This is a genomic window from uncultured Sphaerotilus sp. (assembly GCF_963924895.1).
In the GTDB taxonomy this organism is placed as follows: domain Bacteria; phylum Pseudomonadota; class Gammaproteobacteria; order Burkholderiales; family Burkholderiaceae_C; genus Sphaerotilus.
Map to the genome: position 1 here is coordinate 136,660 of NZ_CAWURG010000015.1, position 21,553 is coordinate 158,212.

23 protein-coding genes are annotated in these 21,553 nt (G+C 70.5%); 5 read left to right on the forward strand and 18 right to left on the reverse strand.

Annotation, left to right across the window (positions count from 1 at the left end):
• Window positions 1–66: 66 nt before the first annotated feature.
• On the reverse strand, window positions 67–576 hold the full coding sequence (locus AABN02_RS06650) for a hypothetical protein (RefSeq protein ID WP_338414132.1): 510 nt from the start codon (window positions 574–576) through the stop codon (window positions 67–69).
• Entirely contained in the window at window positions 573–1,454 is an 882-nt protein-coding gene (locus AABN02_RS06655) for a peptidoglycan-binding protein (protein WP_338414133.1), read from the reverse strand. Before AABN02_RS06655 ends, AABN02_RS06650 begins: the two co-directional genes overlap by 4 nt.
• A gap of 121 nt (window positions 1,455–1,575) precedes the next feature.
• Between AABN02_RS06655 and AABN02_RS06660 the strand changes: the two genes are divergently transcribed.
• The gene (locus tag AABN02_RS06660; RefSeq protein WP_338414134.1) at window positions 1,576–2,859 is read left to right on the forward strand and encodes an SAM-dependent methyltransferase; all 1,284 of its coding nucleotides are present in this window, start codon (window positions 1,576–1,578) and stop codon (window positions 2,857–2,859) included.
• Here AABN02_RS06660 and AABN02_RS06665 read toward each other — a convergent pair.
• The gene (locus AABN02_RS06665) at window positions 2,834–3,562 is read right to left on the reverse strand and encodes a UPF0149 family protein (RefSeq protein ID WP_338414135.1); all 729 of its coding nucleotides are present in this window, start codon (window positions 3,560–3,562) and stop codon (window positions 2,834–2,836) included. The genes AABN02_RS06660 and AABN02_RS06665 overlap by 26 nt on opposite strands.
• A gap of 103 nt (window positions 3,563–3,665) precedes the next feature.
• Here AABN02_RS06665 and AABN02_RS06670 point away from each other — a divergent pair, with 103 nt between their 5' ends.
• Window positions 3,666–4,106: a DUF29 domain-containing protein gene (locus tag AABN02_RS06670; protein ID WP_338414194.1), complete on the forward strand. Its 441-nt coding sequence runs from the start codon at window positions 3,666–3,668 to the stop codon at window positions 4,104–4,106.
• Window positions 4,107–4,124: 18 nt separating this feature from the next.
• Here the strand turns inward: AABN02_RS06670 and AABN02_RS06675 are convergent, their stop codons facing one another.
• The 14 genes from AABN02_RS06675 to AABN02_RS06740 all read right to left on the reverse strand — a co-directional run bounded on the left by AABN02_RS06675 (window position 4,125) and on the right by AABN02_RS06740 (window position 17,745).
• Window positions 4,125–5,492 carry a HAMP domain-containing sensor histidine kinase gene (locus AABN02_RS06675; protein ID WP_338414136.1) on the reverse strand — a complete coding sequence of 456 codons (1,368 nt, stop codon included), beginning with the start codon at window positions 5,490–5,492 and terminating at the stop codon, window positions 4,125–4,127.
• Window positions 5,489–6,193, reverse strand: coding sequence for a response regulator transcription factor (locus AABN02_RS06680; RefSeq protein WP_338414137.1), 705 nt, complete (start codon window positions 6,191–6,193; stop codon window positions 5,489–5,491). Before AABN02_RS06680 ends, AABN02_RS06675 begins: the two co-directional genes overlap by 4 nt.
• An 80-nt stretch (window positions 6,194–6,273) precedes the next feature.
• The gene (locus tag AABN02_RS06685) at window positions 6,274–6,888 is read right to left on the reverse strand and encodes a Spy/CpxP family protein refolding chaperone (RefSeq protein ID WP_338414138.1); all 615 of its coding nucleotides are present in this window, start codon (window positions 6,886–6,888) and stop codon (window positions 6,274–6,276) included.
• A gap of 131 nt (window positions 6,889–7,019) precedes the next feature.
• Entirely contained in the window at window positions 7,020–8,135 is a 1,116-nt protein-coding gene (locus tag AABN02_RS06690; RefSeq protein ID WP_338414139.1) for an FAD-dependent oxidoreductase, read from the reverse strand.
• Window positions 8,123–8,860, reverse strand: a complete 738-nt coding sequence (locus tag AABN02_RS06695) for a DUF3047 domain-containing protein (RefSeq protein WP_338414140.1) — start codon at window positions 8,858–8,860, stop codon at window positions 8,123–8,125. The genes AABN02_RS06690 and AABN02_RS06695 overlap by 13 nt, the downstream gene beginning before the upstream one ends.
• Before the next feature lies 1 nt (window position 8,861).
• Complete coding sequence (locus AABN02_RS06700; RefSeq protein WP_338414141.1) at window positions 8,862–11,015, reverse strand: FAD-dependent oxidoreductase; 2,154 nt, start codon at window positions 11,013–11,015, stop codon at window positions 8,862–8,864.
• Window positions 11,012–11,644 (reverse strand): CDP-alcohol phosphatidyltransferase family protein, encoded by a 633-nt coding sequence (locus AABN02_RS06705; RefSeq protein WP_338414142.1) that lies wholly within the window; start codon window positions 11,642–11,644, stop codon window positions 11,012–11,014. The genes AABN02_RS06700 and AABN02_RS06705 overlap by 4 nt, the downstream gene beginning before the upstream one ends.
• Entirely contained in the window at window positions 11,637–12,308 is a 672-nt protein-coding gene (locus tag AABN02_RS06710) for an ATP-binding cassette domain-containing protein (protein ID WP_338414143.1), read from the reverse strand. The genes AABN02_RS06705 and AABN02_RS06710 overlap by 8 nt, the downstream gene beginning before the upstream one ends.
• Window positions 12,305–14,047 (reverse strand): ABC transporter permease, encoded by a 1,743-nt coding sequence (locus AABN02_RS06715; protein WP_338414144.1) that lies wholly within the window; start codon window positions 14,045–14,047, stop codon window positions 12,305–12,307. The genes AABN02_RS06710 and AABN02_RS06715 overlap by 4 nt, the downstream gene beginning before the upstream one ends.
• Complete coding sequence (locus AABN02_RS06720; RefSeq protein WP_338414145.1) at window positions 14,023–15,246, reverse strand: ABC transporter substrate-binding protein; 1,224 nt, start codon at window positions 15,244–15,246, stop codon at window positions 14,023–14,025. The genes AABN02_RS06715 and AABN02_RS06720 overlap by 25 nt, the downstream gene beginning before the upstream one ends.
• A 51-nt stretch (window positions 15,247–15,297) precedes the next feature.
• A complete protein-coding gene (locus AABN02_RS06725; RefSeq protein ID WP_338414146.1) occupies window positions 15,298–15,771 on the reverse strand; it encodes a DoxX family protein in 474 nt (157 codons plus the stop codon).
• Window positions 15,772–15,798: 27 nt separating this feature from the next.
• Window positions 15,799–16,605: a DNA-binding domain-containing protein gene (locus AABN02_RS06730; protein ID WP_338414147.1), complete on the reverse strand. Its 807-nt coding sequence runs from the start codon at window positions 16,603–16,605 to the stop codon at window positions 15,799–15,801.
• On the reverse strand, window positions 16,602–17,459 hold the full coding sequence (locus AABN02_RS06735; RefSeq protein ID WP_338414148.1) for a DUF692 domain-containing protein: 858 nt from the start codon (window positions 17,457–17,459) through the stop codon (window positions 16,602–16,604). The genes AABN02_RS06730 and AABN02_RS06735 overlap by 4 nt, the downstream gene beginning before the upstream one ends.
• A 10-nt stretch (window positions 17,460–17,469) precedes the next feature.
• On the reverse strand, window positions 17,470–17,745 hold the full coding sequence (locus tag AABN02_RS06740) for a DUF2282 domain-containing protein (RefSeq protein ID WP_338414149.1): 276 nt from the start codon (window positions 17,743–17,745) through the stop codon (window positions 17,470–17,472).
• 165 nt (window positions 17,746–17,910) lie between these two features.
• On the opposite strand from AABN02_RS06740, the gene AABN02_RS06745 reads away from it, so the two are divergent.
• Window positions 17,911–18,477: a sigma-70 family RNA polymerase sigma factor gene (locus tag AABN02_RS06745; RefSeq protein ID WP_338414150.1), complete on the forward strand. Its 567-nt coding sequence runs from the start codon at window positions 17,911–17,913 to the stop codon at window positions 18,475–18,477.
• Between the two features lie 13 nt (window positions 18,478–18,490).
• Window positions 18,491–18,718: a zf-HC2 domain-containing protein gene (locus AABN02_RS06750; RefSeq protein ID WP_338414151.1), complete on the forward strand. Its 228-nt coding sequence runs from the start codon at window positions 18,491–18,493 to the stop codon at window positions 18,716–18,718.
• Here the strand turns inward: AABN02_RS06750 and AABN02_RS06755 are convergent.
• Window positions 18,667–19,998: a glycosyltransferase family 2 protein gene (locus tag AABN02_RS06755; protein ID WP_338414152.1), complete on the reverse strand. Its 1,332-nt coding sequence runs from the start codon at window positions 19,996–19,998 to the stop codon at window positions 18,667–18,669. The two genes, AABN02_RS06750 and AABN02_RS06755, sit on opposite strands and share 52 nt — an antisense overlap.
• A gap of 585 nt (window positions 19,999–20,583) precedes the next feature.
• Between AABN02_RS06755 and AABN02_RS06760 the strand changes: the two genes are divergently transcribed.
• Window positions 20,584–21,483: a polysaccharide deacetylase family protein gene (locus AABN02_RS06760; protein WP_338414153.1), complete on the forward strand. Its 900-nt coding sequence runs from the start codon at window positions 20,584–20,586 to the stop codon at window positions 21,481–21,483.
• Window positions 21,484–21,553 lie beyond the last annotated feature (70 nt).

Below are 21,553 nucleotides of genomic sequence, written 5' to 3' on the forward strand. Positions count from 1 at the left end.
GGGCCTTTCACAGGCAGACAGTCCCGTGATTGTCCGGGCCGCCGGGGCGCCCGGGGCTGCGCGAGGTCAAAACTTCGGCGCAGGCAGGTCGTCGGGCGAGACGGGCTGGCAGTCCATGCGCAGGTTGCCGAGCAGATCGCTGTCCGCATTGAGCAATTCGCCGCTCAGCACGGCGGTCTGCCGGTCGATCGACAGGCGCGTTTCGGCCACGCGCTTCAGGTCGGGCAGCCACACGAAGACCTGGCCACCGAACCAGTCCACCGCGGTGCGGCTGCGGGCGTGCGGCGTGCGGTAGGTCAGCGTGTAGGAGACGTCCGAGAGGACGTACTTCATGCGCTCGCCGACCGGCAGCACATTGGACTTCTGGATCAGCGCCGTGAGGTTGTTGTCGCGCAGGGCCAGATGCAGGTGGGCGTCGTAGGCCTTGCCTTTCGACGCCACCTTGCCCTGGCACTGCAGATAGAGATGGAACTCGGCTGCACGCGCTGGCGCCGCGTGCAGACCGATCCCGCCTCCCAGCAGGACGAGCGCCGCACGCACGGCCGCCCTGCCCGCCACGGCACGGCGCGCGCTCACTTCTTCTTCGCCTTCTGGTCGACCTCGCGCGATGCGTCGGTCGATCCACCCGAGACACCGAGGCGCCCACCCGTACCCAGCCCACCCTTGACCGTCTGGGCCTTGTAATTGCGCAGGGCGACGACCATCTTGTTGTACGAATCCATGAAGGCGGCCATCAGCACCTTGCCCTCCGGCGTGCTGGTGAAGGCACTCGCACCGCCCGCCGATCCGCCCCCGAAGCCCCAGCCCGAGAGACCGAAGTCCATGTTCTTCGAGTAGCCCTCGGCGGCCGAGATCTGGACGCTGGAGCGGTTGTCCACCAGCAGCAGCATCGTCGAGGCCTCGTTGGTCGACATCGACCCGGCCACCACATTCAGCGCCGTGCCGGCCAGCCCTTTCACGCCGGCCAGCATCCCCTTGGCCTGCGAGCCGCCCTTGTCGCTGAGGATGATCTCGGGACTCATCGTGTAGTCCGCCGCCACCATCTGACCGCCTCCGAAGTTGCTGCCGGCCCGGCCTTCGTCGCCGCGGCTGATGGCGCGCTCCTGGTTGACGCCCTGCATCGCGCGGCCACGCTCGACGATCACGAAACAGTTGGATTGCTGCACCAGCAGGCGCAGCGCGGGGACCGTGGATCCCGTGCGGTAGCGGCTGCTGTACGCGGTGTACCAGCCGGCGCTCGTGTTTTCCTCGATGCGCAGCGTGCCGAGGGTTTCCGGGCACTTCTCGAGCGCGGAATTGGCACTCTCCGCGCTGGCGCCGGCAGCCGCACCACTGGCCGCGGTCCCGCTGCCACCACCCACCGACGGTGCGGTCGCCAGGCAACCGGACAAGAGAACAGCCGACACCGTGCCGCCGAGCAGCCCGGACCAACGTGCCGTAGGGATGCGTTTCATGAATACCTCGCTGGTTTCGCCATGCGCGTGATGCTCCTGCAGGAATGTGACGCAGTCATGTGCCGAAAGTCAGTCCGGGGGCGGGACCGCCCACGTCCGCGCGATGCCGGACAATCGCCGCATGTTCTCGACCCTGATCTCCCCCGCTGCCGAGGCGCCCCCGCGCACCCGCTTCCTGCAACTGCTGGGCACGGCGCTGGCCGCCCGGCAATTCGTGCGCCTGACGCTGGCCAAGTACCGCGGCAGCGAGGCCGGGCTGGAGCGGCTGCTGGTGCGGCCGGTGCAACTGCGCGGCGAGGCCTGTCTGCAGCTCGTCTACCGCCACACCACCAAGGACATCACCAAGAACCACCCGGTGGCCGAGGCGCTGGCGGTGCTCGACGGGCTGATCGGGCCGTCGTTCCAGAACGCCCACCTGCACACCCGCACGCAGGAGGTGCAGCTCACCGTCAAGGAAAAGGGTGGGCGCGACAAGAGCCTGCTGCGGGTGGGCAAGGTTGCAGCCGCCGAAGGAGCCGCCGCGGACGACACCCCCGAAGACGAGGACGGCACGCCCGCGCACAACCGCGAGAAGCACCGCCTGCTCTCGCTCGACCGCCCGTTCTGGGTCGACCTGGGCGTGACCACCGCGCAGCACCAGCTCATCCCGGCCATGTCGCGCAAGTGGCGCCAGATCAACAAGTTCACCGAGGTGTTTGCCAGCGCGATGGCCGCGTCCCCGCTGGCAGACGCGCTCGCGGACCGGCCGGTCGGCGTGTTCGACTTCGGCTGCGGCAAGGGCTACCTGACGTTCGCGATGCACGACTGGCTGCGCGCGCAGGGCCGCGTGCCGCAGGTGACCGGCGTGGAGCTGCGCGAGGAGCTGGTCGCGCTGTGCAACGACTCGGCGGCGCGCCACGGGCTGGAGGGTCTGCGTTTCGATGCGGGCGACGTGCGCCACTACACACCGGTCGGGCTGGACGTGATGGTCGCGCTGCACGCCTGCGACATCGCCACCGACTACGCCATCGACTTCGGGCTGCGCGCCGGGGCGTCGATCATCATGTGCTCGCCCTGCTGCCACAAGCAGGTCCGCCCGCAGATGAAGACGCCGCCGCTGCTGCGACCGATGCTGCAGCACGGTGTCCACCTGGGGCAGGAAGCCGAGATGGTCACCGACAGCCTGCGCGCGCTGCTGCTGGACGCCGCCGGCTACGACACGCAGGTCTTCGAGTTCGTCTCGCTGGAGCACACCAACAAGAACAAGATGATCCTCGCCGTGAAGCGCAGCGAGACGCCGGACGGCCATGCCGACGCCGTGCGCGCGCAGATCCGGGACATCAAGAAGTTCTACGGGATCCGGGAGCAGTGCCTGGAGACGCTGATCGCGGCGCGGGACATCAACTCCGTCCGCAGCACGCCTTGAACTTCTTGCCACTGCCGCAGGTGCAGGGGTCGTTACGCCCGGGTTTGGCACCGGTGCGGCGGAAGGTCAGCGCCTGACGGTCGGCGCGGGATGCGGCGCGGCGGGCCGGCGCGAAATGGCGGTAAAGCTGCGCCGCGCCCATCACCATCGCCTCGATCACCTCGGCGCGCACCGCGTCGTCGAACGGCGGCGGGCGCATGGCCTCGTTGGGGTCGTGTTCGTGGTGCAGCATCATCATCGGCACCAGCACCTCGCCGGCCTCGTCGTCGCCGAGCACCTCCTGCCAGCCTTCCGGCGACACGTGCATTCCGCGCGTGAAACCGGTCGCCCAGGCATTCCCGGTGACACGGCCATCCGGGCCGGCGCTCAGGCGTGGCACGCGCGGGGTGTCGGAGGCATCGGCTTCGACCAGTTCCTCGGCCACCGCGCTCCAGTGGCGCGTCACCAGCCCGACGATCGTGCGGGCCTGGCCCTCGTCGTCGAACGAGGCCTCGGCGTCTGCAGTTTCTCCCCAGACCAGCGGCAGCCACACGGCCGGGCCGACGAGGTCGGGCGTGCAGTGCAGCGCGCAGAAAAAGCCGTCGAGCATCTCGACGTTCATCGCGCCCGCCGGCAGGCTGGCGAGGAAGGCATCGAGCGTGTCGAGTTCGGCGGCGGACAGCGGCTCGGTGCGGGTGGGGTCGGTCTGATGGGGGGCGTTCATGGGCCGGGAGCGTATCACCGCGGCCATGACCTTCGCCGTGCAGGCGGTGCCAGTGTCGATGGCGTCAGTGGACGGCCGCAGGCTTCGGATTTATGCTGAAACGATGCACACCAACTACGACACCGACATCGTCGCCTGGGCGGCCGAACAGGCGCGCCTGATCCGGGCGGGTCGTTTCGATCAGGTCGATCTGGAACACATCGCCGAGGAGATTGAAGACGTGGGCAAGAGCGAACAGCGGGAACTCGCCAACCGGATGGCCGTTCTGCTGGCCCATCTGCTCAAGTGGTTGCACCAGCCCGAGCGGCGCGGCAGCAGTTGGGAGAGCACGATCCGGGAACAGCGCAAGGCGCTGGCCCGCCGGCTGCAGAAAACGCCCAGCCTGCAGCACTGTCTGAACGACAAGGAGTGGTGGGAAGACGCCTGGCTGGACGCCCGCACCGAGGCTGCCAGAGAAACCGGCATCGGGTTTGATCGGTACCCGGACGTGTGCCCGTGGACCAGCGCGGAAATCCTGTCCAGCGACTGGTTGCCATCGACCTGAGCCTGCTTGCGCGGCGCCTCACGCCAGCGCCATCGGCACCCGCACGGTGACCTCCAGCCCCGGCGCAGCCGCCCGCGCCACCAGCCGCCCGCCGTGCGCCTGCGCCACCAGCCGGCACAGATAGAGCCCCAGCCCCACCCCGCCGCTGCTGCGGCCGCGTGCGGCATCGGGCCGGTAGAAAGCCTCGCCGAGTTGCGCGAGCGCCTCGGGGGCGACACCCGGTCCGTGGTCGCGCACTGTGAAGACCAGCTCGTCCGCGTCCCGGCGCAGGCGCACCTGCAGTGGCGGCTGGCCATGGCGCAGTGCATTGCCGACGAGGTTGCGCACCAGCAGCCGCCAGCGCGCCGGGTCGACCGCCACGGTGCCGAGGTCCGCGTCCAGATCGAGTTCCAGCGCCACGTCCGCGGGCACCTGTTCGTGCACGGCAATCTCGACCAGCGCGGCCAGATCGACCGGCTCGCGCTGCAGCGCCGCGTGGCCGGCGGCCAGGCGCTCGCTCTCCAGCAGATCGCTGATGAGTTCGCGCATCTCGCCCAGGTCGCGCAGCAGCGCATCGCGTGACGGCCCCTCGTCGACCAGTTCGGCATTCAGCCGCGCCCGCGTCAGCGGCGAGCGCAGCTCGTGGCTGATCGACAGCAGCAGCGCCCGCTTGGCATCCAGCATGTGGCGCAGTTCGCCCGCCATGGTGTTGATCTGCCCGGCGAGCCGGCCGAGTTCGTCGTCGCTGCGCACGGGAATCGGCGGGTCGAACTGGCCCTGTCCATAGCGCACCGCCCCTGCGCGGATGTCGCCGAGCGGCCGCAGCCAGTGCCGCATCACAAGGTAAGCCAGCGCTGTCAGCACCAGCAGCAGCCCGAGCGTGAACCAGCCAATCGAGCGTGGCCGGTGGCGCCAGGGCACATCGCCGAGGCCGAATTCGAGCGTGTGGCCGTCGGCGGTGGTGCGGGTCAGCAGCAGCCAGCCGCGCTCGGTGTCGTCGCCAGCCGCGGGGGCCTCGTCGTCCTCGGGATGCATCATGCGGTGCATCGGCGGCATGGGAAACGGCGGCGGCGGCAACATGCCGCGGCGCTGTGCACGCAGTGCGCGCAGGTGCGGGTGCGAGTCCCAGTGGACCTGTGGCCCGTCGATGCGCACCGACAGCGGCAGGCGTTCGACCAGGGCCTTGGCGCGCTCGACGTCCGGCGGAGAGCCCAGCTCGTCGGCGAGCCGGTCCACGTAATCGGCCACCAGCGGACGCACCAGCGCCCGCCAGCCGCCGCCGATGGCGCGCTGCATTCCGCCCGTGAACACCGCCGTCAGCGCCAGCGCCAGCACCAGGAACAGCAGCAGCAGCCGCACGCCGAGCGCGCCGGTCACGCGCCGGAACGCCTGCAGCGCCGCGTTCATGGCTGGCGCGCCCCGGCGAAGGTGTAGCCGGCGTTGCGCAGGGTCTTGATGCAGTCCAGCGGCTCCAGCTTCTTGCGGATGCGGCTGATGAGGATGTCGATGGCGCGGGTGTAGACGTCGGCGTCGTGGCCGCGCAGCCGGGAGAGGATCTCGTCGCGGGTGAAGACCTTGTGCGGCTCGCCGGCCAGCAGCGCGAGCAGCTCGAACTCGGTGCCGGTCAGCTCCACCTCGGCGCCAGCGCGCAGCACTTGGCGGCGGTCCAGGTCGATCTCGATGCCGTCGAAGACCAGCCGGCGGCCGTTTTCTGGCGGCAGCACGGCGGGCGCCGCCGGTTGACGGCGGCGCAGGATGGTCTGCAGGCGGGCGGCGAGTTCGCGCGGTTCGAAGGGCTTGGGCAGGTAGTCGTCGGCGCCGAGTTCGAGGCCGATGACGCGGTCCATCACGTCGCCACGCGCGGTGAGCATCAGGATGGGCAGGCCGGCCAGCGCCGGGTCGCGCCGGATCGCGCGGCAGACGTCGAAGCCGTCCATCTCGGGAAGCATCACGTCGAGGATGACCGCGTCGAAAGCGGCCTCACGCAGGCGCGCCAGCCCCACGCTCGGGCGCAGCGCGCTCTCCAGCGTGAGGTCGAAGCGCTTCAGGTAGGCCGCCAGCGGGGCGGCCAGGTGTGCGTCGTCGTCGATGAGCAGCAGGCGGGGCATGGCGGGATCCTAGCGTTCATCAGCCGTGCCCCCCCCACAGTGGGTCCCCGCTTGCGCGGGGATGACGGGAGGGGGTTCCTTCAACCGCCGTGGCGACCCATCATGCCGCGGCCCATCGGACCACGTTCCATGAAGGCGCGGACCTTGGTCTGCTGCTCGGGCTTGAGGCTGTCGTAGAAATCGCCCATCGCGGTGATGACGTCCGGCGCGGAGGAGCGCATGGCGTTGGCCTTCTGGTCGACGAGGGCCTGGGCACCGGCGCGGTCGAACTTGTCGCCCTTGATGAGGGCCTGCATCTCGGCGCGCGGCATCATGCCGCCGCCCATGCCACCGGGGCCGCCATGGCCTTCGTGGCCCTTCATGTCTGCCTTGCCCTGGCCCATCTGCCCGCCGTTGGCGGCCATCATGGCCATGCGCTTGGCGTGCATGGTGTCGATCAGGGTGACGAGCTTGGCCTTCTGGGCGGCGTCGAGCGACAGCTCGGTCGTGGCGCGCTCGATCATCTTGTCGTGGCGCTTCTGCATGTCGGCCGGGCTGTGTTCACCGTGGCCCATCATGCCCATGGAGTGTTCGCGGTCACCGCGGCCTTCACCACGGCCATCGCCATTGAAGGGGTTGTGCCCACAGGCAGACAGACCGACCACGAGACCGGCAGTGGCCAGGGCGAACAGGGAGCGCTTGATCAGGGGACGCATGGTGAGGTTTCCTTCTGCGGATTGAACTGGGTGGAGCGTGTCGCCCGGTCTGAGACCGGCTGCAACATGGAAGCCATCGTGCCTGCCCGGTGCTGCGCTGTCCTTTCCCGCAGGTATCGCCGTGTTTCGTTTTATGTCGTGGCCGGGTCGGACCCGGTGCCGTGGCGCGCCATGAAGCCGCGGTCGATCCGGTCCTTCCAGCGCCAGACCCAGCGCCCCTGCACCGCCAGCGGCCCCCAGGCGGCGATGGCGCTGCGCTCGCCCAGCGAGAGCAGATTCAGCGTGCGCACGGGGGCGTCCCAGGGCACCGGCGCCCGTCCCGCCAGCCGGCCTAGCACATTCGCCGCCAGCGCTGCGCCCGCCCGCACCGCGTAGACCCCGCTCTTCGGCAGCGGCCGGTCCAATCGGCTGGCGACATCGCCCGCGGCGAACACCTCCGGGTGCGACACGCTCTGCAGCGTCGGCAAGGTCGCCAGTCCGCCATCCGGTGCCAGCGCCAGCCCGCTGCCTTGCAGCCAGCGCGGCGCGACCGTGCCGGTGGCCAGCACGACCTCGTCGGCGGGCCAGACCCGGCCGTCCGCGGTCACCACGGCGTCGGCAGCGATCTCGCGTGCGGCGCCCTCGATGCAGCGCACGCCCCGATCCGCCAAGGCCCGCAGCCCCAGCCGCCGCACGGCCGAGGGATAGTTCGCCAGCAGCCCGGAGGCGCCCGCCACGAGGACCACGTCGGCCGCCGCCCCCAGCCGGTGCCGCCACGCCAGCGCCAGCTCGAAGCCCGCTGCGCCACCGCCGACCACCACGACCCGCCGCGGCGGCGCCTCGGCCAGCCGGCGCGTGGTGCGGGCCAGCCAGTCCTCGATGGGGCGCAACGTCGGCACGCCCGTCGCCCACGCGCGCGGGTCCTGCACCGGGCCGGTGTTCACCGACAGAACGTCATAGCCGAGCACGCCGCCATCGTCGAGCCGCACCGTGCGCGCCGCCGCATCCAGCCCGACGGCGGACGCCTGTCGCAGCGTCACGCCCGCGGCGGCGGCCAGCGGCGCCAGGGCGATCACGCACTGCGCTTCGGTGTAATGCCCCGCCAGCCAGCCGGGCAGCATCCCGGAGTAGACCTGCCGCGGCGCCGGCGTGACCAGCACCACCTCGACACGCGCCGGCCGGCTCCGCGCCAAGGCCTGCAGCACCGCGAGTTGCGCGTGACCACCCCCGAGCAGAACGAGGCGCTGCGCCGCCGTCACGGCCGCCACCCCAGCGTGGCGACGTAGCCCAGGCTGTCCGCGCCGGTGTTGTCGGCATCGCCCGACACGGCGACCGCAGTCAGTGGCGGCAGCACGGTCTCCAGCTCGTCCGCAAACAGGCGGCGCAGATCCGCCGCCACATCGCGCCGCTCGTCCGCCCACGCCCCCAGCGGGTCGCCCTGCCCGCGCACGACGACCATGCGCAGGCGCCGGCTGTAGACGTTGTCGAGCACGGTGCCGACCGGCAGCAATGGATCCCAGACATAGCAGACCGTCGCCGCCGGCAGCGCCTGCCCGGTGCGGCTGCGCGCCAGACGCAGCACCTGGCGCTCGATGAACGGCACCTGCGCCAGCGGCAGGTCAAAGGAAGCGCACACCTTCAGCGCCACGTCATCGCCCGCTTTCTGGCGCAGGTCGGCGCGGGGATTGGGCCGGTCCAGCCGCCAACGCCAGACCAGCTGGCCGGCAGCCGGCGCGGTACCCGGCGGCAGGTCTTGGACCAGATGGCCGTAGCTGCCGCGGGCCTCGACACGCAGCACGCGCTGGCCGTCGAGCAGCACGCTGTCGTACTGGGTCCGCGGCAACTGCTGCTGGGGCAGGCCGTTGAATTGCCAGCCAGCGCCGACCCGGTCCCCCGTGACCAGCGGCGGCAACACCGTCTGCTGCGCATCCGCCGTGCTCACCAAGCCCGCGAACGCGAGCACCCACCCCGTGCACCAAGCACACCCAGCCATCTCAGCCTCCCCTGCGCCACGCGTGGTAACGCGCCAGCCAGCGCAGGGCACCTTCCGGCTTGTGCGCGTCCTTCCAGCGTCCGGCGGTGAGCTTGGCTGCGTCGGACCAGCTCGGGTACGGGTGGACCGTGCCGAGGATCTTGTTCAGCCCCAGCCCGTGTTTCATCGCGAGTGTGAATTCGGCGAGCAACTCGCCCGCGTGGGCGCCGACGATGGTGACGCCGAGAATCCGGTCGCCGCCCGGCTCGGTCAGCACCTGGATGAAGCCGGTGGTCTCGCGCTCGACGATGGCGCGGTCCAGATCGTCGAGCGGGTAGCGCGTCACCTCGACCGCCACGCCCTGCGCCGCCGCCTCGCGCTCGTTCAGACCGACGCGGGCGATCTCGGGGTCGAGGAAGGTGACCGCCGGCATCACCCGGCCATCGACGCGGAAGCGCTTGAACTGCCCGAACAGCGCGTTGACCGCTGCCGACCACGCCTGGTGCCCAGCAGCGTGCGTGAACTGCCATGGTCCGGCGACGTCTCCGCAGGCGTAGATGTTCGGGTGCAGCGTTTCGAGGAATTCGTTGGTCTCGATGGTGCGGCCGGTCGGAATGCCGAGCGCCTCCAGCCCGAAGCCCTGCAGCCGCGCCGAGCGGCCGACCGCGACCAGCAGCCGGTCGAAGGCCACCGCCGCGCCGTCCGCCAGGTGCAGCGTTCCGTCCGGCGCGCCGGCTGCGCTGGCCTCCGCACGCTGTACAGCGACACCCAGCCGCAGGTCCACGCCCGCGGCGCGGAGGCTGTCGGCGGCCAGCGCGCTCACCGCGTCATCCTCACGCGCCAGCAGCCGCGGCGCCTGCTCGACCAGCGTGACCCCGCAACCCAGCCGCGCCAGCGCCAGCGCGAGTTCGCAGCCGATCGGCCCGCCGCCCAGCACCGCGAGCCGCCGCGGTGCCGTGCGCAGCCCCCACAGCGTGTCGCTGGTCAGGAAGGCCACGTCCCGCAAGCCAGGCAGCGGCGGCACCGTCGGCGCAGCCCCCGTGGCGATGACGATGGCGCGGGTGCTCAGCAGCTCGCGCGTGCCGTCCGCGGCCGTGATCTCGACATGCCACGGATCCACCAGCCGCGCGTGGCCCTGCCGCACATCCACGCCCAGCGCCGTGTAGCGCTCGACCGAGTCGTGCGGCGCCACGCCCCGCACGGCGTCGGCGACCCGGTCCATCACGGCCGCGAAATCGACCGTGGCCGGCGCCGCCGTCAGGCCGAACTCGTTTGCCCGCGTCACCTCGTGGGCCAGTTTCGCGGCGCGGATGAGCGCCTTGCTCGGCACGCAGCCGGTGTTCAGGCAGTCGCCGCCCATCTGGTGCGCCTCGACCAGCGTCACCTTGGCCCGCACGGCGGCGGCGATGTAGCTCGTCACCAGCCCCGCCGCACCAGCGCCGATGACGACCAGATTGCGGTCGTACTGCTTCGGCCGCTGCGCCGCCCAGGGCTGCTGCACCCGGCGCGCCTGCCAGCCACCGAGCACCGCCCGCGCGATCCACGGAAACACCGCCAGCAGCGCAAACGCCCCAAGCAGCTGCGGCGACACGATGCCCGACAGCGACTGCAGCCCGCCCAGCGCCGTGCCCGCGTTCACGTAGACCAGCGTGCCCGGCAACATGCCGAGCTGGCTCACCCAGGCGTAGCGGCGCACGGGCATCTTCGTCAGGCCCATCACCAGATTGATGACGAAAAACGGCACCAGCGGCACCAGGCGCAGCGTGAAGAGGTAGAAGGCGCCGTTGCGGTCGATGCCGCGGTGAACCTCGTCCAGCCGCGCGCCGAAGCGGCGGGTGACGCTGTCGCGCAGCAGGTAGCGCGCCGCGAGGAAGGCCAGCGTCGCGCCCGCGGTGGACGCCAGCGACACCACCACCAGCCCGGTCCACAGCCCGAACAGCGCCCCGCCGGCCAGCGTCAGGATCACCGCGCCGGGCAGCGACAGCGCGGTGACGGCGACGTAGACCGCCATGTAGACGGCGATCACCGCCAGCGGGCGGGCGTCGTAGAGGGCGCGCAGTTCGGTCTGTCGCGCCTTCAGCGTCTCCAGCCGCAGCCAGTGGCCGAGGTCAAAGAACCAGAACGCGGCGGCCAGCGCCACCACGGTCAGCAGGATCAGCCATTGGCGTCGGGTCATGGGAGGGAGTCCTTGTTCGGCGCGGCGTCGAGCAGCGTCCATCCCGCGAGCAGCCGGGTGCCAATCGTCAGGCCGCACAGCGCGGCAAAGCCCAGCGCCAGCGCGGGGAACGCCGCCGGCCACAGGCACATGGCCGTGAAGCACAGCAGCGTCTCGGTGCCTTCGGTCAGGCCGCCGAGGTAGTAGAAGCCTTTTTGCGGGTACGCCGCGCTGTTCAGCCCCTGCCGCTCGGCGAGGATGGCGAAGCCGAGAAAACTCGACCCGGTGCCGATGAACGCCGCCAGCAGCACGGCCGCCGCCAGCGCGTTGCTGGCCGGATCCAGCACGGCGAAGGCGAGCGGCACGCTGGCGTAGAACAGGAAATCGAGCGCGATGTCGAGGAAGGCGCCGCGCGACGTCGGCGCGGTCAGTCGCGCGACCGCGCCGTCCAGCCCGTCGGCCAGCCGGCCCAGCGCCATCAGCAGCAGCCCGGCCAGCGGATGTCCCAGCGCCACCAGCCCGCTGCCCGACAAGCCCACCGCCGCGCCGGCCAGCGTCACTGCGTCTGCCGACACACCACGCCGCACCAGCGCCCCGGCGAGCCGCTGCACCGCGGGCGCGAGCCAGGCGAGCACCTGGCGGTCAAGCATCCGGGCCTCCATGGAAGTCGGGTCCCAGGTCGGGTCCCAGATCGGGCAAGGCCAGCACCTGCGCGCCGGGCGGGATGTCGGCCGGATCGTGCGTGACCAGCACGGCGGGCAGGCCGTGGCGGGCCAGCGTCTGCCAGACCAGCGCCCGCATGGCGGCCCGCAGCGGCACGTCCAGCCGCGAGAACGGCTCGTCCAGCAGCAGCGCCCGCGGCGCGGCGAGCAAGGTGCGCAGCAAGGCGACCCGCTGCCGCTGGCCGCCGGACAACTGGTGCGGACGCTTGCCCGCGTGCGCGGACAGGCCAGCCTCGGCCAGCGCCGCCTCGGCGCGGGCGACACGCTCGGCACGCCGACCGGCGGGCACGGCAAACAGCAGGTTGTCGAGCGCGGTCATGTGCGGAAACAGCAGGTCGTCCTGGAACATCAGCCCGAGCCGGCGTGCCTCGACCGGCAGGGTGTGCAAGGCCAGATCACCCTGCCACAGCCCGCCACTGGCCTGCAGCGGCGGCGTGGCCAGCCCGGCCAGCGCCTGCAGCAGCGAACTCTTGCCGCAGCCGCTCGGCCCGGTGACGGCCAGCACCTCGCCGGGCGCCACCACCGCGTTCACCGGCCCGACCAGCACGCGGCCGTGCAGCGTGACGGTCACATCGACCAGCCGCAGCGTCATGGCCGCACCGCCTGCGCCCGACCGACGATGCCGGCCAACGCGAACCCGAGCAGCGGCAGCAGCGCCTGCAACACCGCGAACGCCGCCCCGGTCGCCCGCTGCCCGCCGGCGGACAGCGTGACCGCCTCGGTCGTCACGGTGGCGAGCCGGCCGGCGCCGATGAAGAGCGTCGGCAGGTACTGCCCCACGCTGACCGCGAACCCCACCGCCAGCGCCGAGGCCAGCGGCGCTGCCAGCAGCGGGCGCTTCACCTGCCACGCAAACGCCAGCCGCGAACGGCCAAGCGTCTGCGCCACCCAGGCGTGCCGCGGGTCGAAGCGCCGCCACGCTGGCAGCAGCGTCACCAGCACATAGGGCAGCGCCATCCAGGCATGGACCAGCGCCAGCCCGGTGAACGTCCCGTCCAGCCGCAGCGCCAGCGCGATGCGGTAGACGCCCACCATCAGCAGCAGGCCCGGCACGACGACCGGCACCAGCGCGGCGGCGGTCGCGGCGCGGTCCCAGGCGGGCGGGGTCGCCTCCAGCCACAGCACCACCAGCGCCACCGACAGCGCGGACGCCGCCAGCGCCACGGCCAGCGTCGTCCACAGCGTGCCGGCCGCGGCGCCGACCTGCGTCCACGCGGCCAGCGTCCAGACGGTCGGCCACAGCGCCGGAAAGCGCCATACCCCGCTGACCGAGGCGACGACCAGCGCCAGCCCCGCCGCCAGCCAGAACCCGGCGATACCGCGCTCCGTCACCGCCGCCCCCCCTTCCGTCATCCCCGCGAAGGCGGGGACCCACGATCGCCAGCGTCCGCGCCCTGCGTGGGTCCCCGCTTGCGCGGGGATGACGGGGTGGCGAGGTCCGCGCACGGACCAGGCCTGGCGCACGGGATGCAGCGCACGGCTCGACGCCAGCAACACCCCCGCGCCCAAGGCCATCACGCCCACCAGCACGCACGCCGCCGCGGCGCCTTGCGCATTGCGCAGCGGATCGGCATCCAGCAGCCACTGCCACGCCAGCACCGCCAGCGTCGGCGGCGCCCCCGGCCCGAGGACCAGCGCCATGTCCACCACCGTCAGCCCGTACGCGGCAACCGCCGCCACCGGCCACACCAGCGCCCCGCCCCACCCCGGCCACACCACGCGCCACCAGACCTGCGCCGGCGCGTAGCCCAGGCTGCGCCCGAGCGCGAGTTGCTGGCGCAGCCGCGGCGCAACGTCCGGCCGCGCGAGCAGCGCCGCGATCGTCCAGAGAAGGAAGGGGGTTTCCTTGAGCACCAGCGCGAGCGTCAGCGCCAGTGCGTGCGGGTCGTTGACCGTGGCCCAGTCCGGCGGCACGTCCCAGCCCGCCAGCGGCGCCAGCAGCCGGGCGATCCAGCCCCCCGGCATCCACAGCAGCAGCAGCCCGATGGCCAGCGCCGCGTGCGGCACGGCCAGCATCGCGGGCAGGCGCCGCTGCAGCGCCAACCACGGCGGACGGTCCCAGAGCTGCGTTGCCAGCCACAGGCTCAGCGCGGTGGCGATCAGCGTGCTGCCCAGGCCGGACACCAGCGACGAACGCAGGGCAGGCCCCGTCTGCGGATCCTCCCGCAGCGCTTGCCACGCCGCGGGCTGCCCCGCTTCGCCCAAGGCCACCACCAGGGCCAGACCCAGCGGCAACGCCACCAACCCGACACCCGCCCCCCGCGCCGCCCAGCGCACCAGGCGCCATGCGACCGGCGACGGCGCGCTCAGCGACCGTAGCGCCGCAGCCATTCCTGCTCGATCGGGTCGACCCAGGAACCGTGCGGCTCCGGCCACACCGGGGCCACGCGCTGCACAACGCCCGGCACAGGATTCGCCTGAAAAGCTGCCCGCTCAGCCGGCGTGAGTCGGTCCATCGCCAGCACGGTCGGGTCGCCCCACTGCCGAACATCCGCCTTGCGCGCCTGCGCCGCGGGCGAGAGCAGGAAGTTCGCCACCACCTGCGCGCCCGCCCTGGCGCGGGCGTTGAACGGGATCGCCACGAAGTGCGTGTTGCCGACCGTGCCGCCGCTGTGCTGGTAGCTCACGACCGACGACGACAGCTTGCCCGCCAGCATCTCGCTGGCCGCCTCGTTCGGGTTGAAGGTCAGGCTGATCCACAGCTCGCCATCGGCCAGCATCTGCCGCGCCACCGCATCGCTGGCGGGGAACAGCCGGCCCTGGCGCCACAGGTGCGGGTGCAGCGCATCGAGCGCTTTCCACAGCGGCGCCGTGACGCGGCCGAACGCCTCGGCGCTGTACGGCTTGCCCAGCGCGGCGCGGTCGGCGGTGGTTTCCATCAGCACCTGCTTGATGAAGGTGGTGCCGTGGAACTGCGGCAGGCGCGGATAGGTGAAGCGCCCCGGGTGGCGCAGCGCCCAGGCGGTCAGCTCGGTGATGTTGTCGGGCACGGTCGTCACGCGCTGGCCGTCGGCGAAGAAGGTGAGCTGCGCCATGCCCCAGGGCGCTTCCAGGCCGTCCACCGGCTCGGAGAAATCCAGCCGCGTCGTCGGCTTGCCGACCACGTCCACCGCGGAAAACGCGGGCAGCGCTTCCGCCCAGGGGCCGAACAGCAGCGCCTCGCGCTTCATCGTCAGGAAGTTCTCGCCGTTGATCCACAGCAGATCGACCGAGCCATCTGCCGTGCGCCCGGCCGCCTTCTCGGCCCGCACGCGGCGCACCACCTCGGCGGCGTCGGTGATCTTGACGTGCTGCAGCGTGACGCCATGCAGCCGCTGCACCTCGCCCGCGACCCACTGCAGGTAGGCGTTGATGCGCTCGCTGCCCGCCCAGGCGTTGAAGTAGACCGTCTGGCCGCGCGCGTCGGCCTCGATGCGTTTCCACGTGGCCGAATCGGCGGGCACCGCCCAGGCCGGCAGCGCGCCGGACGCGACCGCAGCAGTCAGGAAGGTACGGCGGGACAGTGCACGGGCAGCAGGAAGTCGGTTCACGGAATCCTCAGGGATGGAAAAAGCGCCGGCCGATCAGGCACCGACGGTCGATCATGCCAGTGCGGGGCGCCCGCCGAGGAAGCGCGCCCCGATGACCGCATCCGCCGACCACCGACCCGGCCCCCACAGCACCAGCCCGGCCAGCAGGCTGCCCCAGAACACATGCAGCGCGAACGCCGCTTCCGGCATCTCCGGCACGCTCAGCACCGCGACCACGTTCATCACCGACAGCCCCAGCGCCGCGAAGCGCCCGCCCAGCCCCAGCACCAGCAGGATGGGCAGGACGATCTCGCCCGCCGTGCCCGCGAACGCCGCCAGTTCGGGCGGCAGCAGCGGCACGTGGTATTCGTCGGTGAACAGCGCCAGCGTCGTCTCCCAGTCGCGCAGCTTGGTCAGGCCGGACAGGAAAAAAACCTTGGCGACGAACAGCCGCGCCGCCAGTTGCGCCAGCGGCTGCAGCGATTCGCAGAGATCAATCACACGGGCATGGCCGCGGCGAAGGATGGGGAGTATGTCGGTCAGCATGGGGGTCTCCAGACAGAGGTCGGGTGCTCACAAGGTCACATCGATGCGCACTAGCAGGCCATCGGCCACCGCGGGGGCGAGCCAGTGCGCAAAATCAAAGTCGGGTACATCCAGCGCCCCGGCCAGCGCCTGCCCTTGCAGCAAGGTGCAGCGCAGGAAATCGGCGGTCGGCGCATCGACCGCCGCCACCCGCACGACCCAGCCCTGGCGCCAGACCAGCGCCGTCTCGGCGCGTTGCTCGGCCAAGGCCAGACGGGCGTCCGCAAAGGGATCGGCCCGTGCGGTCTGCTGCGGGTCATGGTGTGCGCGCCAGATGGTGACGACCGGGTGCGCGCTCTCCAGCAGTGCCAGCCCGGGCGCCGGGCGCAGCACGAGGCGGTCCGGATCGGTGTCGCCCAGCCGCATCAGCGTGGACAGGTCCGGCGCTACATCGGCCGCACCCTCGGCCTGCGCCACCGCACCGTCCAGCCGCGCCACATCGGCCAGATACGGCAGCTCGGCCAGTTGCGCGGCGTCGGCGAGGAAGGCGGGCAAGTCGTCACCCCACTGCGCCAGATCGCCGCGCGCGGGTGGCGACCGGCGCCAGAAGGCGCGGGCCATCGGCGCGAAGGTCTCGTCGCCGAGCATCGCTTGCACCGTCGGGTAGCGGGCCGCCAGCGCCCGCTCCGCGTTGACGGCGGCGTTGGCCGTGTAGACCGTGAGGCCGCGGGCCAGATCGGCGCGGGCCGGGGCGCGGGTCCAGCCGGTGAGCGCGCCGGGCTGGCCCGTGCGCAGCGCCTGCATCAGCATCCGCTGGCGGATCTGCTCGCGCTGGCGTGCGTCGTCGGTGCTCATGCGCAGGCCTCCTGCTGCACGGCGTCGGCCTGTGCGGCTTCGGCCAGCAGCACGTCAAGCGTCGGCAGGTCGGTGTCCCACTCGATCAGCGTCGGCACCGGACCATGGCGCCGCACGGCGTGCGCATAGACCTGCCAGACGGGCGGGTGGACGCGGCTGCCGTGGTCGTCGATGACCAGCGTGTCGGTCTCGGCATAGCCGGCCAGGTGGATCTCGCCGGCCACACCGGGCGCGAGCCGGTCGACCCAGGCACAGGCGCGGCGCACGGCGGCGGCTTCGTCGTCTCCCGCGTTCAGCGCGTTGACGACGAGGTTGTTCACGTCGAGCAGCACGCCGCAGCCGCTGCGCTGCGCCAGGGCGTTGAAGAAATCGGGTTCGGCCAGACCGTCGTCAGCCCACGCCAGGTAGGCGCTCAGGTTCTCGACCAGGATCGGGCGGCGCAGGCGCTCCTGCACCTGCTGCACGTTGCTGACCAGGATCGCCAGCGCAGCGTCGGTGAAGGCGATCGGCAGCAGGTCGCTGCCATGCCAGACCGACGCGCCCCGCCCCGGATCGACCCGGGCAAAGCTGGCGTGGTCGGACACGCGCAGGGGCTCGACAGCGGTGACAAGCTCAGCCAGCCGGTCGAGGTGCCACGCGTCCAGCCCGCAGGCGCTGCCGAGCGACAGGCCAACCCCGTGCAGGCTGACGGCGTAGTCCTGGCGCAGATCGGCGAGCACGGCGCGGGCGGCGCCGCCCGGGGCGAAGTAGTTCTCGCTGTGGACTTCGAGGAAGCCCAGCGGCGGTCGCTGCTGCCGGAGCAGCGCCGCGTGGGGCTGGCGCAGGCCGATGCCTGCAGCGGTCGGTGCAGGCATGGCGGGCTCCTTACTTCTTCATGCCCATCTTGGCCTCTTCGGCCGTCATGCCCTTCATGTCCTTGCAGGTGCCCTTGGGGACGTACTTCCATTCGTCAGCGCCCATGTCGGCCTTGCTCTGGCCGGCGCAGGAGTGGGTGCCCGAGAGGTTGGCGCAGTCGTTCTGGCCGGCCTTGGCGATGCCGAAGCACTTTTCTTTGGCCTTGTCTTGCGCAGCGGCCGGGGCAATGGCGCCCATGGCGAGGACGGAAGCGAGGGCGGAAGAGAGGATGAGGCGCTGGTTCATGTCGGTACTCCAGTGAAAGGATGAAAGGAACGTGGTCAGGGTGGGCATCTCGCTGAGCCCCCTGAGCGGCGGTATTGTTCAGCGGACAGGACTCTGTCGCACGGCACCCCGGAGTCCTTACACTGCCGACAACACTTTTTTTGGATCGATGCCGATTCCTCCTCCATGAGCGACTTCGCCCGGCAGGTGCAAGCCCTGCGTCCGCAACTGCTGCGCTACGCCCGCAACCAGTTGCGCAATGACGCCTGGGCGGAGGATGCCGTGTCCGAGACGCTGCTGGCAGCGCTGGAGAAGCCGCAGGCCTACACCGGCGCAGCCCAGCTGAAGACCTGGCTGATCGGCATCCTCAAGCACAAGGTGATCGACCAGATCCGCCGGCACCGGCGCGAGGTCTCGACCACCTCGGACGACGACGACCGGGAGGATCTGGACGCGTTGCTGTTCCGGGCCGATGGCCACTGGCGGGAGATGCCGGCCGACTGGGGCAATCCGGGCGCCGCACTGGGACAGCGGCAGTTCTTCGAGGTGCTCGAAGCCTGCATGGAGCACCTGCCGGGCCAGCAGGGCCGCGTCTTCCTGATGCGCGAGTGGCTGGAACTGGACACCGACGAGATCTGTAAGGAAACCGGCGTCAGCGCGACCAACCTGTTCGTGCTGCTGCACCGTGCGCGGCTGCGGCTGCGGGAATGCCTGCAAGGGACCTGGTTCGCCGGACAAGGGGCGCAGACCTGAACGGAACAAGCCCATGCGACTGAAACTGACCTGCCAGGACACCGTCCGCCTCGTGCTCGAAGGCGAAGACCGCGCGCTGCCGCTGGGCGAGCGGGTGCTGATCCGCGTCCACCTCGGCTACTGCCGGGGCTGCACCCGCTTCTCGAAGCAGGTGCACCTGATGCGCGGCGCGATGGACGGCTGGCGCCGCTATGCCGACGGCAGCGACGAGCGTTCGCCCACCAGCCCACCCGGGCGCTGAGCCACCACGCACGCCGCTGGCGCATGCAGCGCCAGATCGGCCAGCGCGACATCCGTCACCGTCCGTCCCCCACCGCGTCCGGCCTGCGCAGGCGCGGATCCGGTCCGCAAGCGCTGCAGCACCTTGCGCGTGGCGGCCGGCAGCGTCAGACGGCCGGCCAGGATGCGGCCGAGGACATCCGCGCACCGGGTCCAGCCCCCGTACAGCAGGGCGGCGGCCGCGTCGCTCGGCGCCAGTCGGGCCAGGGCCAGCATCGGCCAGGCCACCCACAGGCCACGCTGCCCCGCCGCCGCCTGCTGGAGGTAGTTGACGGCCTCGGACCGCAATCCCAGACCCAGCGCCCGGTGCCCGGTCGCCAGACAGTAGTGCCGGCGCAGCCGGAGCGTCTCCGGGTCCGTGCAGGCAGGTCCGGCATAGAGTTCGTCGAAGAAACCGAGCTTGTTGACCTCGAAGCGGAACGCCCCGCTGCCCGTGGCCAGATGCGCCTGCGCCAGCACCTGGTTGCCAGCGGCCCGCTCGTACTTGATCGCCGAGGGCACCGCGATCATGCTGGCCGGGAATTCGCGGGCCAGACGGGCGAGGAAGTGGTAGTCGGCGGCACTGCGCGTGTGGGTGGCGAACGGGCCGATCTGCGCCAGGGCCTCGCGCCGGCACACGGTCACCGGCAGCCAGTTCAGATAGCCCCAGCGCATGTGGCGGAACAGTTCGCCCTCGTAGACCATGGCGTCCGGGCGGCCGAGGGACTCGACGATCTCGCGGCCCCAGGCGCCGACGATGCGCTTGCGGTCGTAAACGCGCAGATAGTCGTCCTTGACACCCGTAGGCAACAACAGTGCACGCGAGCGGATCGCCCGGGCAAAACCGTCGTAAAGAACGCCGATGTCATGCCGATCATGGAGGATCGGGGGCGAACCATCGCCCAGGTCTTCGACAAATTCGGTGCTCACCCAATGGCGGTCAGGATGCGCGTTCAGAAAAGCCGTGGTCAGCGCGAGGAAATGCGGCAACCACTCGTCATCGGAATCCATGAAAGTCACCAATCGCCCGCGTGCGGCGTTGAGGCCGGTATTGCGGGCGACATACACGCCCTGATTGGACTGTTCGATGTAGCGGATGCGCGGGTCCAGCGCCTCGATCCGGGCGCGTGTGCCGTCGGTCGAGCCATCGTCGACCACGATCAGTTCCCAATCCCGGTGGGACTGCATCAGGACACTGGCCACGGCGCGTCCGATCACGTCCACCCGGTTGAATGTTGGTAGAACTATCGATACATCAATCACTTGTCAAGCTCGCTATTACCAATCTTCAGACTCAGTCGAGAACCTGATCACAAGCAGGCTGCTTTTCTTGTCATTGACAATGCTAATCTCAACAATTGTTGCGGTCTACAATGAACCGGCACTCGATCAGGCGCTTCATTCTGGAGTCAGCTTGGCATTGGTCGGATCTGTCACGATCGGGTACGAAAACAGAAAACAGGCGCCCGCAAGCGCAAAATTCATGACCGTTTCCACGTCCGGACCGCTGGCACGCTTCACAATACGGCAGATTGATCGTCGACATCCAGTCCATCCGGATGGCTGCGCCCATGTGTTTTCAGCAGGCACCGCCCTGGGTACTACCAGATCTGCAAGTCCGGAACCTTAATTTTCATTTACATCGCACGTCAAGGCGATACGGTGCCCGACTTGCAGGATGCGGTCTGCTCTGATGGAAACGTTCAGATACCTTACGGATAATATCAATGCTACGGGAACACCGCCCGGGGAGTGGGAGTAACTCTAATGATCAGGATTTCTCGTCCGATTGCACGCTGGTTTGTTCAGGCCCGATATCCATCTGGCACCAATCTTCTGCCCATCCTGATGTACCACCGGGTATTGACCGAGCCCGATCCGCTGCAACCCGATGTGCCGCACCAGGCGCTGCTGGCCGAGCAGTTCCGGACGCTGGCGGGCGCTTTCAACGTGCTCCCGTTGCATGAGGCGGCCGAACTTCTGCGCAGTGGCGGCCTGCCGCCGGGCGCGGCCTGCATCACCTTCGATGACGGCTACCGCGACAACCACGATCTGGCACTGCCGCTGCTGCGCGAGTTCAAGCTGCCGGCCACCGTGTTCGTGGCCTCGGGCTTCCTCAATGGCGGCCGCATGTTCAACGACTCGGTGGTCGAAACCGTGCGGCGCCTCGACACCGGCGAGATCGACCTGTCGCGCGTCGGACTCGGCAAGCGGCTGGTGAGCGATCTCAGCTCGCGCCGCACGCTGATCGGCGAGCTGACCAAGGCGGTCAAGTACCTCGATCCAGTCGAGCGCGACGACTTCTGCGAAGACCTGTGCCGCCGCGCCGGCTCGCACCTGCCGACCGACCTGATGATGGAGGACAAGCACGTCAAGGCCATGTCCGACGCCGGTGTCGACATTGGTGGCCACACGGTCAACCACCCCATCCTGGCCCGTGTCGATGGCGAGGCCGCCCGGCGCGAGATCGAGACCAACCGCGACCACCTCACCACGCTGACGGGCCGGCAGCCGCTGTGCTTCGCCTATCCGAACGGCAAGCCGAATCTGGACTACACCTCTGCGCATGCCGGCATGGTGACCAGCGCGGGGTACAGGGCGGCCGTCTCCACCGCCGTCGGCGTCGCATCCGAAGACGCGGACCCTTTCCAGCTGCCCCGCTTCATGCCACGCGAGCGCAGTGCCGCCCAGTTCGTGGCCCGCATGGTGCGCATGGCCACCCACCGACATCGACAGGTTGCCGATTGACCTACACTTCGGCGCTTTCAGAGTTCACGGAGACCGTCAGGTCCGATTGATGGCAGGGTTTTCTATTGCA